Raw genomic sequence first — 16,160 nt, 5'->3', positions numbered from 1 at the left:
GGATTTTTTCTACATTTCATTAATTTGTAAACAAATTATGATATAGTAAAAATCGAGTCTGAAAATAGAAATACAGAAAAGTATAATATAGAAGCAACTGAAAGTGGAAGGAGATAACTGAATTGGCTAGACACCGTGTGAAAGTGCCGAAAAAACGGCGTAACCACCTTCCGTTACGATTAAATTTATTGTTTTTTATCGTCTTCATTTTGTTTGCGACGTTGATCTTTCGGTTAGGCGTCGTCCAAATCGTCAACGGAGAGTTGATCGCCCGAGAGGTTCAAAAGACCGAGTCGAGCAAAATCAAGTACGAGGTGCCTCGCGGCAAAATCTACGATCGGAACGGTCAAGTGTTGGCCGACACAATCTCGAACTATTCGGTCATGTACCGTCGCTCCCAAGTGACGAAAACGGAGGAGCGTCTCGATGTTGCGGTCAAACTTGCTAAGATCGTCGACATTCCGGAGAAAGATCGCAAAGTGACCGAACGGGACCGCAAGGACTATTGGATCGCCATCGATCCTGAGCGCTCGCAAGAACGAGTCCAATCGCTTCTCGCCGAGCTGCCGGAAGAAGAGCGGGCCGCCTTGTCGAACCAAGCAGTCGATCAGTTGCTGCTTGATTCAATCACGCAAGCAGAGATCACGTTCGATGATGCGACCGAAGAGATCATCGCTATCAAACATAATATGGAGAGCGGGTACGCGTTAGACCCGCAAGTCATCAAAATCGGCGCGTCGCCGAAAGAGATGGCTTTGATCGAAGAAAACTTGGAGCTGTTGCCAGGCGTCAGCGTCGAACCGTATTACCAGCGGGCCTATCCGTTCGGTGAAACGTTCCAAAGCTTCCTCGGAAGCTATCGTCAAATCCCGGCCGAGCAACGGGCCTCGTATCAGGCGAAAGGCTACGGGTTGAACGATCGGGTCGGGACGTCTTATCTCGAGCAACAGTATGAAGATATTTTACGCGGAACCCCGGCTTATGACGTGTTCACGACGTATAAAGGCCAACCGGTCGGTGAGCCTACGCGCGTGAGCGGTAATCCCGGAAAAGATATCATCTTGTCGACGGACATCGAATTCCAAAAAGAAGTCGATGAGATCTTGAAGAAGGCGATCCGTGCCGGGCGTTCGGGGAGTCCGCACTTCGACCGGGCTTTCGTCGTCGTCATGAATCCGAAGACGGGCGAGCTGCTCGCTTTGTCTGGGCAAGAGTTAGATCTTGAGACGAACGAGTTTAAAGACGTCTCGACAGGAACCGTTCTCCGGGCGAGCCAAATCGGCTCGACGATCAAAGGGGCGACCGTCGCGTTCGGACTTGAAGAAGAAGTCATCAAGCCGGGCGAATACATTTACGACGCGCCGATCCGCATCGGGTCTTCGCTCAAATCGTCTTACCGGAACATGGGGAACATCAACGACCTCGATGCGCTTGCCATGTCGTCGAACATCTACATGTTCCAGATCGCGCTCAGGCTCGCCGATTATTATTCGACCGGCCAAATCGTCGGTGACAACGTCACCGAAGCGTTCAATACGATGGAGCACTACTATAAACAGTTCGGACTCGGGATCGAGACGGGCATCGATCTTCCTTACGAATCGATCGGTTTCCGGAGCGTGCCCGACCGCGTCACACTGTTGATGGATATGTCGATCGGTCAGTTCATCTCGTATACGCCGATCCAACTCGCGCAATATACGTCGACGCTTGCCAACGGCGGATATCGCGTGCAGCCGCATCTGTTAAAAGAGATCATTGAACCGGGCTCGCTCGATGAGATGAACAAACAAGTCGTCAGCACGTTCCAGCCGAAAGCGCTGAACAAAGTCGACATCCGCGACGAGTTCATCCAGCGTTCGCGTCAAGGCTTCCGTCAAGGGGTCGAGACCGGAACGTCACGGATTCTCCAACAGACGGGGATGACGGCGGCCGGTAAGACCGGGACTGCGCAAGCGATCGCGGAAGGGCCGGACGGCCAAGCGAAACGAAACGCGAACGGTGAGCCGATCAAGACGCTCAACTCGAACCACGTCGGCTGGGCTCCGTACGACGACCCAGAGATCGCGTGGGCGATCATCATGCCAGGTCTTGAGGCGGAAGGCGTCAACACGCGCGTCGCCCATGACATCATGAAAGTATATTTTGATTTAGAAGACGTCCAAGCACAGCTCCAGTAAAGAAGTCACTTCGGTGGCTTCTTTTTTTATCTTTACAATTCTTTTACGTTCCGTTTATTTATCGTTAATAGTAGTTTATTAGGATGTTAATTGTAGGACGAAACAACAGACCCGCAACACAAATCAAAGCAAACTCAAGGAGGACGTCAGAAATGTCTTGGATGAAAAAATCAGCTTTACTCGCTTCAATCACTTCGGTGGCCATCGTCGGTGCCGCGTGTGGAAACAATGAAGAAGGAAACGGCGGAGCCGAAGGGGACGCACTTTCAGGTAAAGTCGTCATGGACGGTTCGTCTACCGTATTCCCGATCATGGAAGCGGTCGCTGAAGAGTATTCAGCTGAACAGCCAGACGTTGAAGTAACGGTCGGTGTATCTGGAACGGGCGGCGGCTTCAAACGTTTCGTGACCGGTGAGACAGACTTCTCGAACGCATCGCGTGAAATCAAAGAAGAAGAAGCAGCCGAAGCTGAAGCGAACGGTGTCGAATACACAGAAATCGCGGTCGCACTTGACGGATTGGCGGTTGTCGTCAATCCAGAGAACGATTGGGCCGATGATATCACGATGGATGAGCTTAACAAGATGTGGACAGACAGCAACGTGAAGACATGGAAAGACGTCCGCTCGGACTGGCCGGATGAAGAGATCTCATTCTTCTCACCTGGTAAAGACTCAGGTACGTTCGATTACTTCAACGAAGCAGTTCTCGAAGATACAGACGTTCGCCAAGATGCACAGTTGTCAGAAGACGACAACGTCCTCGTGACGGGTGTTGCCGGAACGAAAGGCGCGATCGGCTTCTTCGGATACGCGTACTACATTGAAAACGAAGGAACGTTGAAAGCGTTGAAAGTAGACGGCGTCGAGCCGACAGCTGAGAACGTGACATCGTTCGAATATCCACTGTCACGTCCAATCTACACGTACGTGAACAACGCATCGATGCAAGAAAAGCCGCAAGTTGTAAACTTCGCACGCTTTATGAACGAAAATGCCGCAGCACTTGCTGAAGAAGTCGGCTACGTCGCGATGGAGCAAGCAAGTTACGATGAGAACGCTAAACTGATTGATGAACTCGCTGGTGAATAAATAGAGCAAATGGCAGAAGGTGAGAGACTCTCTCGCCTTCTCGCCATGCTTTCTAGTATGAAGAGGTAGGGAGCGATAAACGAGATGAACGAATCAAAAAATGAGTTCTCGATTCGAGAGATGATTAACGCGAATAAGCAAAAAAAATATAGTACGACGAACGTGTTTGATAAGGTCATGCCGTTCTTATTATTCTTGAGCGCATTTGTCTCGGTCGTCACGACGATCGGGATTGCTTTGACGCTCGGTTTCGAACTGTTCAAGTTCTTTGAAAAAGTCCCGGTACGCGACTTCCTCGGCTCGACCGAATGGTACCCGCTCAGTGCGGATCCGAGTTTCGGTGTTTGGGCGCTCGTCATGGGCACACTCCAAATCACGCTCATCGCGATGATCGTGGCGGTGCCGCTCGGACTCGCATCGGCCATTTATTTGAGCGAGTACGCGTCTGAACGGGCCCGGACGATTCTCAAGCCGATCCTTGAAGTCCTCGCCGGCGTTCCGACAATCGTCTTCGGGTTCTTCGCCTTGTCATTCGTCACACCGATCTTGCAGTCGCTCATTCCGGGGTTGAAGATTTATAACGCCCTCAGTCCAGGGATCGTCGTCGGCATCATGATCATCCCGATGATCGCTTCGATTTCGGAAGACGCGATGAGTGCCGTTCCGAAAAAGATTCGTGACGGGGCACTCGGCCTCGGTGCGACACGTCTAGAAGTCGCCCTCAAAGTCGTCATGCCGGCCGCGCTCTCAGGGATCATCGCTTCGATCGTCCTCGGGATGAGTCGAGCGATCGGTGAGACGATGATCGTCACGATCGCGGGTGGGTCGCAACCGAACTTCGAGTTCAACCCGCTCAACGCGATCCAAACGATGACGGCGTATATCGTCCAGATCGCCAAAGGTGACGCTGGTTACGGGACAATCGAATACTATAGTATCTATGCGGTCGGTGCGCTTCTATTCATCTTTACGCTCGTGATGAACTTGTTCGCGAACTGGGTGACGCGCCGCTTCAGAGAGGAGTACTAATATGGCTTTGCCGAACAGTGAGTTCAAGAATACGAAGAACTATATTGACCATGAGACCGTATCGCGACGGATTAAAAGTCGCCTACGATTGAACGAAGTATTTAAATACATCTTTTTAGCGGGGCTCGTCTTCGCCTTGCTTGTCTTATCGACGCTTATTTATGACGTGATCTCAAAAGGTGGCGGCTGGGTCAATCTCGACTTCCTCCGCAACTTCCCGTCACGCCGTGCCGAACAGGCCGGTCTTTATCCGGCTTTGATCGGGACGCTTTGGCTCATGATGCTAATCGTGCCGATGGTGTTTATCGTCGGTGTCGGTGCCGCGATTTATTTGGAAGAGTACGCACCGAAAAACCGGCTCACATCGTTTATCGAAGTGAACATCTCGAACTTGGCGGGTGTCCCGTCGATCGTGTTCGGTTTGCTCGGATTGACGTTCTTCGTTCGGACGGCCGGACTTGGCAGCTCGGTCATGACTGGGGCGCTGACGCTCGGTCTGATGAGTTTGCCGATCGTCATCGTCGCGTCACAAGAAGCGTTACGGTCCGTTAAGATGGAGTTACGTCACGCGTCGCTCGCTATGGGTGCCTCGAAATGGCAGACGACGTTCAACGTCGTTTTACCGTCAGCTATTCCAGGGATCATCACCGGGATCATCTTGGCCGTATCCCGGGCCATCGGCGAGACGGCACCGCTCATCATGATCGGAGCGGCGACGTTCATCTCGACGACACCGAACAATGTATTTTCAGACTTTACGGCGCTCCCAATCCAAATTTACAACTGGACGAGCCGTCCACAAGCAGAATTCCAAAACCTTGCCGCTGCCGGTATCATCGTCTTGATGACAGTGCTCATCACGATGAACTCGGTCGCAATCTATATCCGCAACAAGTATACAAATCGACATTAAGTCGCAGCAGTAAACGAGGAGGACTCTCGAGATGATGAAACAAACAGAGCTTAAAGGAGATCACAACGTGAATACAACGACGACCCAACCGAACGAGACCGCGATGCAAAAAGACAGCGCCTATGTCGTGAACAACTTGAACTTATGGTACGGCGACGATCAAGCATTGATCGACGTCAATCTCGACATTAAGAAAAACGAAGTGACGGCCATCATCGGTCCGTCTGGTTGTGGGAAGTCGACGTTCATCAAGACGTTGAACCGGATGGTCGAACTCGTCCCGACGGTGCGGACGAACGGGGAGATTCTTTACCACGGTCGCAACATCTTTGATCGTGACTATAGAGTTGAAGATCTCCGCACGTCAGTCGGGATGGTGTTCCAGCAGCCAAACCCGTTCCCGAAATCCGTGTACGACAACGTCGCGTACGGACCGCGCACGCACGGGATCAAAAATAAAAAAGTGCTCGACGAGATCGTCGAACGCTCACTACGCGGCGCCGCAATCTGGGAGGAAGTGAAAGATCGCTTGAACGAGAACGCTTACGGTCTCTCAGGTGGTCAGCAACAGCGCCTTTGTATCGCCCGGACACTTGCGATTGAACCAGACGTTATTCTTATGGACGAGCCGACGTCAGCGCTTGACCCGATCTCGACACTTAAAGTCGAAGAGCTCGTCCAAGAGTTGAAAGAACAATATTCGATCATCATCGTCACGCACAACATGCAACAGGCAGCACGTGTGTCTGACAAGACGGCGTTCTTCTTGAACGGGGAAGTCGTCGAGTTCGACGCAACCGATAAAATCTTCTCGAATCCAACTGACAAGCGGACTGAAGATTACATTTCTGGCCGGTTCGGTTAAGAGGGGGAGATTACTATGGCACAAAATCGCGCATTTTTTGATGTTAAATTAAACGAACTAGAAGAGAAAGTCGTTCGCCTGGCGAACTTGACGATGCGCCAAACGGCGACAGCAATCGAGGTGCTTGAGAAACGAGACCTCACGCTCGCCCAGACGGTAATCGACAATGATAACGAACTAGACGACCTCGAACTTGAAATCAACGACCAGGCGATTCTCTTGATTGCCAAACAACAACCGGTCGCGACCGATCTTCGTCGCTTGATCGTGACGATGAAGTCCGCGACCGACCTTGAACGGATCGCGGATTACGCGACGAACATCGCCAAAGCCGTGACGCGAATCGAGCACGTCCCGTACTTGCTTGACATTAAGCCGCTCAAGCAGATGGCCGAACAGTTGATCGATATGCTTGAACTCGCAACCCGTGCCTATCGTAAAGGTGAAGCCAGCCGGGTCCGTGAGTTGAATGAGATGGATAAAGTCATCGATGATCTCAACTTACAGGTGATCAAGCAATATATCGGAAGTCTACCGACGATGACGGTCGGAACGAACGATGTTTATGAGTTTGCAAACATCGCCCGCTATCTCGAACGGATGGGCGACCATGTGACCAATTTCGGGGAACATTTGATTTTTCTCGAAAAAGGGAAGCATTATGATTTAAATCAGTGATAAAAGTGGTAAAGAACAACAGGTCTGTTGTTCTTTACTTTTTTTTGTGCAGGAGTTCACTGAAAAAGAACGAATACGTAGAGCATATGGATTTTTTTTTGGAAGGGAGCCAGACATAAATGGAAGAAAAAATCGTATCCTTGAAACAACAAGGGCTTACGTTAAAACAGATTGCAGAACAATTAGACATGCCAGTCGGAAAAGTCCAGTACGCATGGCGTAAATGGCGTTCCCAGAACGGTGAGGTCACCAAGCCGACAACCGCTCCTAAAAAATCTTCTAATGAAGGGAAGGATAGAATGAAACGAAACGAGAAAGAAGCTCCAACAGTGGGGCAGGTCGCCTCGACACTCCATCACGAAGAGCCGAAGCAGTCACCGCTCCTTGAAACAGGTCCAGACGGTTTTTGGAAGCTTCCAGACCGCTACGATGTCGACCTCATGCACGCGGTCGTTCAATCCCCGAACGCGGTCTATGTTTTTTGGGAAGTGTCAGACGCTGTGAAAGAGACGCTGACGATGCAGTTCATGCGCCCGTGGGAAGATTTGCCGAAGGCGTTCCGCATCTTAGACATCACCCTGCTCGATTACACATCTGGTCATGCGAACCGGTCTTATACGTTCGAGTTGCCGGAAATGACGAACAGCTGGTTCGTCCGTCCGCTCGACCCGAACACGACGTACGTCTTCGAATTCGGGATTCGGACGATGGAAGGCGAATTTCTTCCGCTCGTCGCCTCGATGCCGATTGATACGCCGCGGAACGAACCGGCAGGAGTCGGACGTTTTGCCGAGCCGGTCAGACGTTGGCAATTCGGTGAAGTCGAGTCACCAGAACTACTCGATACGTTACCAAAATATTCTGCATACCGCTGCGTACGCTGAGGAGGACACACTATGAAACCAGGTTATTTTTCACTCGTCCTACATGCCCATCTTCCGTACGTGAGGCATGAAGAGAAACACCGGCTAGAAGAACGCTGGGTATATGAAGCCATCTCCGAGACATACATCCCGATTCTGTGGCAAGTCGATCGACTTCAACGGCCCCTGCATTGGACGGTCAGTATCTCTCCGCCCGTCATCGAAATGCTCGCCGACCCACTCGTCCAAGATCGCTATCTCGGGCATTTAGATGAGATGCTTGAACTGATCTCAATCGAACTGGCTGAGGGTCGGAGCGAACAAGAAGTCGAGACGCTTCATTTTTACGAACGCCGTTATCAAGACTTGAAGAACACGTTCCTCCATTGGGAGAAAAATTTGAACCATGCGTTCCGTACATATCGTGAGCAAGGCTTCATCGATATGGTCACATGTACGGCGACACACGGTTTCAACCCGCATCTGTTCACCGATCAGGCGGCACGGGCCGAGATTCGGACTGGATTGAACTGCTTCGAGCGGCATTACGGCTTCCGTCCGACCGGCATTTGGTTACCGGAATGTGCGTATACGCCAGGAGTCGACCGCATCCTCTATGAGGAAGGGATTCGCTACACGTTCGTCGATGAGCACGCGTTGCTCGAAGCCGACCCGACGCCGGACAAAGGCATCGGTGCGCCTGTCTATTCGCCGCACGGAGTCGCTTTATTCCCACGTGATCAAATCATCTCCGGGAAGATTTGGAGTTCGATGATCGGTTATCCGGGGCATCCGGACTATCGCGAGTTTTATCGCGATCTCGCCTACGACCGGGACTGGGAATACATTCAAGCGTTCATGCATCCAGAGGGCATCCGCTTCGACACAGGTCTGAAGATGCATCGCATCACGGGCGACAGCGACGAAAAAGACTTTTACGTCCGCGGATGGGCCGAACATCAAATCGATAATCACGCGACCGATTTCGCCGAGACGCTCGCGGCGCATTTAGAAGCGCACGGTGGACAAACGTTCCCGCCGTTCCTCGTCACGGCACCGTTTGACGCCGAACTGTTCGGCCATTGGTGGTTTGAGGGCCCTGAATTTTTAGGGCAAGTCGCAGAGCGACTAGAGGCATACGGGATTGAGACGATCACGCCGGCACTCTTCCTCGAGCGTCATTTCCAAGACCTGCAAACAGTACAAGTTTCGATGAACACGTGGGGCCGGAAAGGTTACGGCGATGTGTGGATCAACGAACGCAACGAATGGATGCTCAGACATTTGCACACGATGGAGACGCAACTCGTCAAAGACGTAGCCGACTATCGGAACACCTCGCCACTCGCCGACCGGGCTTTGAGACAGCTCATTCGTCATTATGTGCTCTCAGTCTCGAGTGATTGGGCGTTTATCTTGGACGGCCAGACGACGGCGCAATACGCCGCCGAACGTTTCCGCGAACATACCCGTCTGTTTGCCGAACTCGAGACGGCGCTCTACGAAGGCAAGCTATCGGATCGCTTGCTAGACGAGCACTACACGGTCTATCCGTTCTTAGACGACGTGGATATTGATATCGATACGTTCCTATCTCCACACGACTATTATGTGACGCAGGAGCGTGGCGAAGAAGGTGAGGTCATTCTCGTCCTCACGCCAGAATATACAGGCAATATAGTGGGCGACCTCGGTCACCGCGTCGTCGCTGAAGTCGAGGCACGAGCGGCTGACGGGGAGACCGTTTACGTCCTCACGCCGCACAGTGAAGGATTGCCTGAATATGAGCGCCACAATCGCGTGCACGTGTACCGGGTCCCACTCACGAGTCCGTTTCTAGAGCATGTCATGAACCAAATCGCTGCTCAGAACGTCGCCTACGTGAAACTCGTCCAACAGTTACAGACGATGGTCAACTTCAAAGCGGTCCATCATTTTGATTGGATGACGATTCCAGCGGCACGTTCACTTGCGAAGTCACTAGATGTTCCGTTATACTCAACTATGTTGTCATTTGAAACGACCCGCAACCCGCACGGGCACGGTGGCCTGTTCGATGCGATCCATCGCATTGAGAACGGCGTCCTCTCGGAAGCTGATACGGTTTATGTCGGTGAACAGCTCTCGATCGAGGAGCTCGCGACGCGGTATGTGATCGGCGATAACGTAAAAACGTGCCTACCGCTCGACGCGTCACCGTACGGGCAGAAACGTTTGAAAAAGAACGTGAAATAACCTTGCTTTTTCAAAAAAAACTTGGTAGGATAATTGAGTATGCTTAGACTGTAAAGCAAAAGCACTTGATACAACATTAGTAAGATGGGAGTGAAAGATATGCGCGTTAAAATCACACTAGCTTGCACAGAAACAGGCGATCGCACGTACATCACGAAGAAAAACAAACGTAACAACCCAGAGCGCCTCGAATTGCGCAAATACAACCCACGTCTCCGTCGTCACACGCTTTACCGCGAAGTGAAATAATTGAGACCGGCCGTCACTCATGTGGCGGCCTTTTTTTTCGATAGGAGGAATAACAAATGACAGCTAAACAAGAGCTCCGAAAAGCGGTTCATGTGAATATTCGCGTGCTCACCGATCGTGACGGGCGTGATGAAGCGATCCTACATACCGTGGCGTCGCTCCCTGAGTGGCAACAAGCGTATACGGTCGCACTCACATTGTCACTCGATCTTGAAGTGAATACGCGTCCGCTCATCGATACAGCTTTAAAAGCAGGAAAATCGGTGTTGGTGCCGAAAGTAACGAAACAGGGGCTCACGTTCCACGAAATCAGGACGTTCAGCGACCTCGAGCCGGGGGTAATGGGTATTCTCGAGCCGACGACCGCGGAAACCGACCTCGACATCGATGTCTGTATCGTCCCAGGCCGTGTCTTTGACCGTTCTGGATATCGGATCGGTTGGGGCGGGGGTTATTACGACCGTTTCTTAGCGACATATCGCGGTGCGACGATCGCGCTCGCCTACGACGTACAAGTGCTCGACGAAATACCGATCGAACCACACGACATACCTGTCGAACTGATCGTGACAGAAAGGGAAATGATTCGATGCTCTCAATCGTCCTCGTAACTTGTCTAGTTGCACTGGCCGGATATCGTCTCCGGTCGTTGACGTTCTCTGGGGCGATCTTGACGATCGTGACAGGGACGGTCATCGGGTTTGGTTTTGGCTGGTTCGGGCTGTACTTGCTCGGTGTGTTCTTTTCGACGTCCTCGCTCGCTTCAAAATATCGCGCCCGCGACAAGGCGTCGGTCGATGACATCGTCGAAAAATCCGGACCGCGTGACTTCGTGCAAGTGCTTGCGAACGGAGGAATCGCTATGCTCACCGCCGTCGGAATGGCGATGACTTCGAACGAGGCGTGGCTATTCGCTTACGTCGTTTCAATCGCGGCGGCGACGAGTGACACGTGGGGGTCCGAGTTCGGCGTCCTCGCATCGCGCCGACCGCGCTCTATTTTGACATTGCGTGAAGTTGAACCGGGGACGAGCGGTGGTGTGTCACCGTTCGGTACGCTCATGTCCGTCGCCGGCGCGACGATCATCGTCTTGTCATCGCTCCCGTTCTTAAACATAACGATGGGCACGCTATTTCTATTGATTGCGCTCGGTCTGAGCGGCAGCGTCGTCGATACGTTGCTCGGTGCGACCGTGCAACGTAAGTATCGCTGTCGGACGTGCCGAAAACTGACGGAGAAAAAGCTGCATCACGGTGAAGCGACCGACTATGTATCTGGATGGCGCTTTCTCGGCAACGACGCCGTTAATTTCTTGGCGATCGCCTCCGCGGCAGCGATTGGTTTTCTTGTTTTCGCCTAAGGGTAGTACAGAGAATGAGGATGTTTCAAACGAATGTGAATTTTGTCACAATATTGCCAAACTGAAAACGGTTTCTCTTGTATTGACTGTTTGTGAATGATGTTACAATCTAGGTGTAACAGACAAAACAAAAACATGAAACAGATTGTTTGAAGGGTGGAAAAACAACATGGAAACATTAAATCATGCAAAAGTAACACGGGTCGCTCTCGTCGGGGCCGGAGCGGTCGGTGCAAGCTTCGCGTATCAATTGACGACAGCGAGCCTATGTGAAGAACTCGTCATCATCGATATCAACAAGGCGAAGGCAGAAGGCGAAGCGATGGACTTGAACCACGGCGTCTCGTTCGCTTCGTCACCGATGCGCGTCTGGGCTGGAGATTACACGGACTGCGGTGCTGCAGATATCGTCGTCATCACGGCTGGCGCTCCTCAAAAACCAGGTGAGACACGTCTCGACCTCGTTGAGAAAAATGCGAAAATCATGAAATCGATGATCACTGAAATCATGGCTTCTGGCTTCGACGGTATCATCATCCTCGCATCAAACCCGGTCGATATCATGACACACTTGGCTTGGAAATACTCGGGTCTTCCGAAACATCGCGTCTTCGGTTCAGGGACTGTACTCGATACGTCACGCCTCCGCTACATGCTAGGTGATTACTTCAACGTCGATCCGCGCAACTGCCACGCTTACATCATGGGTGAGCATGGCGATACCGAGTTCGCGGCGTGGAGCAACGCCCGGATTTACGGCAAATCGGTCGAACAGTTGCTCGAAGAGAACGACGAGTATACGTGGGAAGACCTTGAAGACATCTACGTCAACGTTCGTGACGCTGCGTACCACATCATCGAACGTAAAGGCGCGACGTACTATGCGATCGGTCTCGGCTTGCTTCGTCTCGTCAAAGCGGTGCTCCGTAACGAGAACACGCTACTCACGGTCGGTGCCTACTTGGACGGAGAGTACGGCTTGAACGATATTCATATCGGTGTGCCGGCAATCATCAACCGCCAAGGCGTGCGTCAAGTCGTCGAAATCGAATTATCAGAAGAAGAGAAGCAGAAAATGCTCCATTCGGCAGACGTGTTGTTGAAAACGATGCAACCTGTTTTATAATATATTCGCGATATAGACGTAGTCGGCGTATGCCGGCTACGTTTTTTATGTGTTGGTACGGACGCCGGACAGATTCAGAAAGCGCCAACTTTTGTCGTCATGATCGAATTGGATTACAATTAAGACAGAAGGAAAGGAGGGGATTCAGTTGACGCAACCGGGATGTTTTTGGGAAGACATTTACCATGCGGTCGAGGCGGGCGGTCGGGTCGAAGGTATACTCGAGCCTTCGCGCGCGCTGGTATTGTTCGACACGAAAGCTGGAGACCTCTATCACCTGTACATAAAGACGGATAAGGCGTGGGCAAACCATGTCGCGATCGAGATCGAGGCGGTCATGAGCTCGTTCCGACTCGCACGACTCGGGCGTGCGAAGCTTCACGTTCATATATACGGCGACCCTCTCGTCGATGAGGAGCGACTTGAGACGTTGTCGTTCCAAGTCGCGGCCAAGGTGAGACTCGACAGGCACGCGTGTGGCGATGAACAAGATGAGACCCGGTTTCGGTCGCTCGCGCTCGCACTCGATAAACAGCGAAAAGCCGAACTGAAGAAGCGATTCTCATTCGGTGAACCGCAACTCGTCTATGCGCTCATGATGTTGACGTTTGTCGTCATGTGGCTCGCCGAATCGCTCGGCTCGACGCTCGATCCGAACACGCTCATCCGATTCGGCGCCAAAGTCAATCCGCTCATCGACGATGGCGAATGGTGGCGCCTCGTCACACCGATGTTCCTTCATATCGGCTGGTTTCATTTTGCGATCAACATGTTCGCGCTCTGGTCGCTCGGCCCGCTCGTCGAACGCATGTATGGGTCACCGAGGTTCTTGACGATCTATCTGTTGGCGGGCGTCATCGCGTCGACCGCCTCCTACGCGTTCAGTGAGGCGATTTCGGCCGGGGCGTCCGGCGCATTGTTCGGTCTCGTCGGCGCACTGCTCTATTTCGGACTGCGTGACCGCTCGCTGTTCATGAAGACGCTCGGCCCACCGCTGTTTATTATGTTAGGATTAAACGTAGGGCTCGCCTTCGTCCTCGGTGCCAGCTTGGACCACTCGGCCCATGCGGGGGGCCTCATCGGTGGATTTTTGATGGCGGGCGTGGTCGGATTACCTGATGAAACGACAAAAAAATGGCGCCTGTTGTTCACGGCGCTGGCAGTTTTATTGACCGGGACACTATACTGGCTCGGATATCATCGATGACAAAGGAGTAACAACATGATTGATACGTTAAAACGATTAGTAGAGATCCCGAGTCCTTCTGGAATGACGCACGAAGCAGTCAGTTACGTCGAACGTGAGCTCACGGACCTCGGGGTTGAGACGAGCCGGTTGAGAAAAGGTGCATTGTTGGCCAAGTTTCCTGGACAAAGCGGGCCGGCCCGTCTTTTGACCGCCCACGTCGATACGCTCGGTGCGATGGTGAAGGAAGTGTTGCCGAGCGGACGCTTGCGGCTGACACAAGTCGGCGGTTACGCTTGGACCGCGATCGAAGGTGAGAACTGTCTCGTCCATCGCGAAGCGGGCGAGGCAGTGGACGGGACGATCCTCGTCCATCAATCGAGTGTGCACGTCTATAAAGACACGAACAGTGCCGAGCGGACGGCGGCGAACATTGAAGTACGTCTCGATGCCGACGTTCATACGGCGGACGACGTCCGAGCGTTAGGAATCGAAGTCGGGGACTTCGTCTCGTTCGATCCCCGTTTCAAACAGACGGAGACGGGTTATATTAAATCGCGTCATCTTGACGACAAGGCGTCGGTCGCCATCCTGCTCGATTTGGCGCGTGACTTGGTCAAAGCGGACTTGCCACATACGGTCTACTATTTAATTTCGAACTATGAAGAGGTCGGTTTTGGCGGGAACGCCGGGATCCCGGACGAAGTTGACGAGTACATCGCAGTTGATATGGGGGCGCTCGGGGACGGGCAACACTCGGACGAGTACACTGTATCGATCTGTGCCAAAGATTCTTCAGGACCGTACGATCTCGAGTTGCGTCGTCAGTTCACAAAGCTTTGCCGCGACCACGACATTCCGTTCAAAGTCGACATTTATCCGTTCTACGGTTCGGACGCATCAGCTGCGATCCGGGCCGGCTATGACGTAAGACATGCGCTCATTGGTCCTGGGATCGAGTCGAGCCACAGCTATGAGCGGACGCACCAAACATCGCTCGAGGCGACACGAGCGTTGCTGTATCGCTACGTATTGACCGCGATGGGGGAATAATAATGAGAAACTTTTATGACGTGCAACAGTTTTTAAAATCGTTTGGCACGATTATTTACATCGGAGAGCGTGACGCCGAGATCGGTCTCATGATGATGGAGTTAGACGAATTGAACGCCGGTGGGATGATCGAACAGCGCGAGTATGACACGGCAAAGATTATTCTGACGCATGAACTAAAAAATTCAATAGATTGACAGAAAAACCTCTTGTGCAAATGTTTGCACAAGAGGTTTTATAGTGTAGACTATTGGATGAAAGCGATTTATTTGAGACGAGGAGTGGAATGCATGAAGTGGTTATTAGGAATCGACATCGGTGGGACGACGGTGAAAATGGCCGTCTTGGACATGAACGGGATCATTTCAGATAAGTGGGAGATCAAGACGGACATCCGTGATAATGGGGTACATATCCCGACTGATATCGCCGCCTCGTTTGAAGCGTACCTTCAGCAATCCGGAAAAGCGAAGCAAGATTTTGCGGGTGCGGGAATCGGAGCTCCAGGATTCATCAACTTCTCAGAAGGTGTCGTCGAATACTCGCCGAACATCGGATGGAAGAACTTTGAGCTCGTCGGCGAATTCGAGAAAGCAGTCGGATTGCCGGCCGTGCTCGAGAATGACGCGAACGCGGCCGCGCTCGGTGAGATGTGGAAAGGCGCCGGTGAAGGAGCGTCTGAACTGCTCGCGATCACACTCGGTACGGGTGTCGGCGGCGGTGTCATCACGAACGGGAACATCGTCCATGGGGCGTCCGGCATGGCTGGTGAGATCGGGCATATCACGGTCGAGCGCGACGAGGCGAAAGCGGTCATGTGTGGATGTGGGCGCAAAGGCTGCATCGAGACGATCGCCTCAGCAACCGGTATCGCCCGTCTCGCCTTACAAAAGCGTAAAGGGAGAACGACGTCATTGAACGAGTTAGGTGAAGTGACGGCTCGCGATGTGTTTGAGGCCTATAAAGCGAAAGACGAGGTCGCGACAGAAGTCGTTGAAGAGATGACGGAATATCTTGGGTTGACGATTTCAAACATCGCCAACACGTTGAACCCTAAAATGATCGTGATCGGCGGCGGCGTTTCAAAAGCGAGACAAGCTTTGCTCGAGCCGCTCGATGAACAATTTAAGCGGTTTGCCCTTGAACGGGTATATACGTCGACGACGTTCAAAATTGCCGAACTCGAGAATGACGCCGGGGTCATCGGCTGCGCTTGGCTGGCACGAAAACATTTTTTGCCGACTAGAGTCTAACCTGTAAAGCACACATGCGATCTCGCATGTGTGCTTTTGACGTACAAAGGGAATTGTAAAGGTGTGGTTGATTTTTTGT

Annotated in this window: 16 protein-coding genes; all 16 read left to right on the top strand. The window is 52.2% G+C overall.

The window, feature by feature from the left end; translation table 11 throughout:
- The first annotated feature begins 122 nt into the window (after positions 1-122).
- The gene (locus EVJ21_RS09255) at positions 123-2,180 is read left to right on the top strand and encodes a peptidoglycan D,D-transpeptidase FtsI family protein (protein WP_199749299.1); all 2,058 of its coding nucleotides are present in this window, start codon (positions 123-125) and stop codon (positions 2,178-2,180) included.
- Between the two features lie 152 nt (positions 2,181-2,332).
- Entirely contained in the window at positions 2,333-3,271 is a 939-nt protein-coding gene (locus EVJ21_RS09250; RefSeq protein WP_131463765.1) for a PstS family phosphate ABC transporter substrate-binding protein, read from the top strand.
- 84 nt (positions 3,272-3,355) lie between these two features.
- Positions 3,356-4,300, top strand: a complete 945-nt coding sequence (gene pstC, locus EVJ21_RS09245; RefSeq protein ID WP_131463763.1) for a phosphate ABC transporter permease subunit PstC — start codon at positions 3,356-3,358, stop codon at positions 4,298-4,300.
- A 1-nt stretch (position 4,301) separates the two neighbouring features.
- Positions 4,302-5,213, top strand: coding sequence for a phosphate ABC transporter permease PstA (gene pstA, locus EVJ21_RS09240; protein WP_131463761.1), 912 nt, complete (start codon positions 4,302-4,304; stop codon positions 5,211-5,213).
- A gap of 103 nt (positions 5,214-5,316) precedes the next feature.
- Complete coding sequence (gene pstB / locus EVJ21_RS09235) at positions 5,317-6,078, top strand: phosphate ABC transporter ATP-binding protein PstB (protein ID WP_233589588.1); 762 nt, start codon at positions 5,317-5,319, stop codon at positions 6,076-6,078.
- Positions 6,079-6,093: 15 nt separating this feature from the next.
- Positions 6,094-6,756 (top strand): phosphate signaling complex protein PhoU, encoded by a 663-nt coding sequence (gene phoU, locus EVJ21_RS09230; RefSeq protein ID WP_131463758.1) that lies wholly within the window; start codon positions 6,094-6,096, stop codon positions 6,754-6,756.
- A 119-nt stretch (positions 6,757-6,875) separates the two neighbouring features.
- The gene (locus EVJ21_RS09225; RefSeq protein WP_131440104.1) at positions 6,876-7,640 is read left to right on the top strand and encodes a DUF4912 domain-containing protein; all 765 of its coding nucleotides are present in this window, start codon (positions 6,876-6,878) and stop codon (positions 7,638-7,640) included.
- Positions 7,641-7,652: 12 nt separating this feature from the next.
- Complete coding sequence (locus tag EVJ21_RS09220; protein WP_131463756.1) at positions 7,653-9,854, top strand: 1,4-alpha-glucan branching protein domain-containing protein; 2,202 nt, start codon at positions 7,653-7,655, stop codon at positions 9,852-9,854.
- Between the two features lie 84 nt (positions 9,855-9,938).
- Entirely contained in the window at positions 9,939-10,103 is a 165-nt protein-coding gene (rpmG, locus tag EVJ21_RS09215) for a 50S ribosomal protein L33 (protein ID WP_016510885.1), read from the top strand.
- A gap of 56 nt (positions 10,104-10,159) precedes the next feature.
- Positions 10,160-10,714 (top strand): 5-formyltetrahydrofolate cyclo-ligase, encoded by a 555-nt coding sequence (locus tag EVJ21_RS09210; protein ID WP_071397741.1) that lies wholly within the window; start codon positions 10,160-10,162, stop codon positions 10,712-10,714.
- Positions 10,693-11,463 (top strand): DUF92 domain-containing protein, encoded by a 771-nt coding sequence (locus tag EVJ21_RS09205; protein WP_131490380.1) that lies wholly within the window; start codon positions 10,693-10,695, stop codon positions 11,461-11,463. The genes EVJ21_RS09210 and EVJ21_RS09205 overlap by 22 nt, the downstream gene beginning before the upstream one ends.
- Before the next feature lie 169 nt (positions 11,464-11,632).
- Positions 11,633-12,589, top strand: coding sequence for an L-lactate dehydrogenase (locus EVJ21_RS09200; RefSeq protein WP_070327029.1), 957 nt, complete (start codon positions 11,633-11,635; stop codon positions 12,587-12,589).
- 148 nt (positions 12,590-12,737) lie between these two features.
- The gene (locus EVJ21_RS09195) at positions 12,738-13,796 is read left to right on the top strand and encodes a rhomboid family intramembrane serine protease (protein ID WP_131490379.1); all 1,059 of its coding nucleotides are present in this window, start codon (positions 12,738-12,740) and stop codon (positions 13,794-13,796) included.
- Positions 13,797-13,811: 15 nt separating this feature from the next.
- Positions 13,812-14,828 (top strand): M42 family metallopeptidase, encoded by a 1,017-nt coding sequence (locus EVJ21_RS09190; protein WP_131490378.1) that lies wholly within the window; start codon positions 13,812-13,814, stop codon positions 14,826-14,828.
- A 2-nt stretch (positions 14,829-14,830) separates the two neighbouring features.
- Positions 14,831-15,025, top strand: coding sequence for a YqgQ family protein (locus EVJ21_RS09185; RefSeq protein WP_070327032.1), 195 nt, complete (start codon positions 14,831-14,833; stop codon positions 15,023-15,025).
- 93 nt (positions 15,026-15,118) lie between these two features.
- Entirely contained in the window at positions 15,119-16,081 is a 963-nt protein-coding gene (locus tag EVJ21_RS09180) for an ROK family glucokinase (RefSeq protein ID WP_304984974.1), read from the top strand.
- Positions 16,082-16,160 lie beyond the last annotated feature (79 nt).

The organism is Exiguobacterium sp. SH0S2 (genome assembly GCF_004337185.1).
In the GTDB taxonomy this organism is placed as follows: domain Bacteria; phylum Bacillota; class Bacilli; order Exiguobacteriales; family Exiguobacteriaceae; genus Exiguobacterium; species Exiguobacterium aurantiacum_A.
The sequence above is the reverse complement of the archived record's forward strand: the minus strand, read 5'-3'. Positions and strand labels throughout refer to the sequence as shown.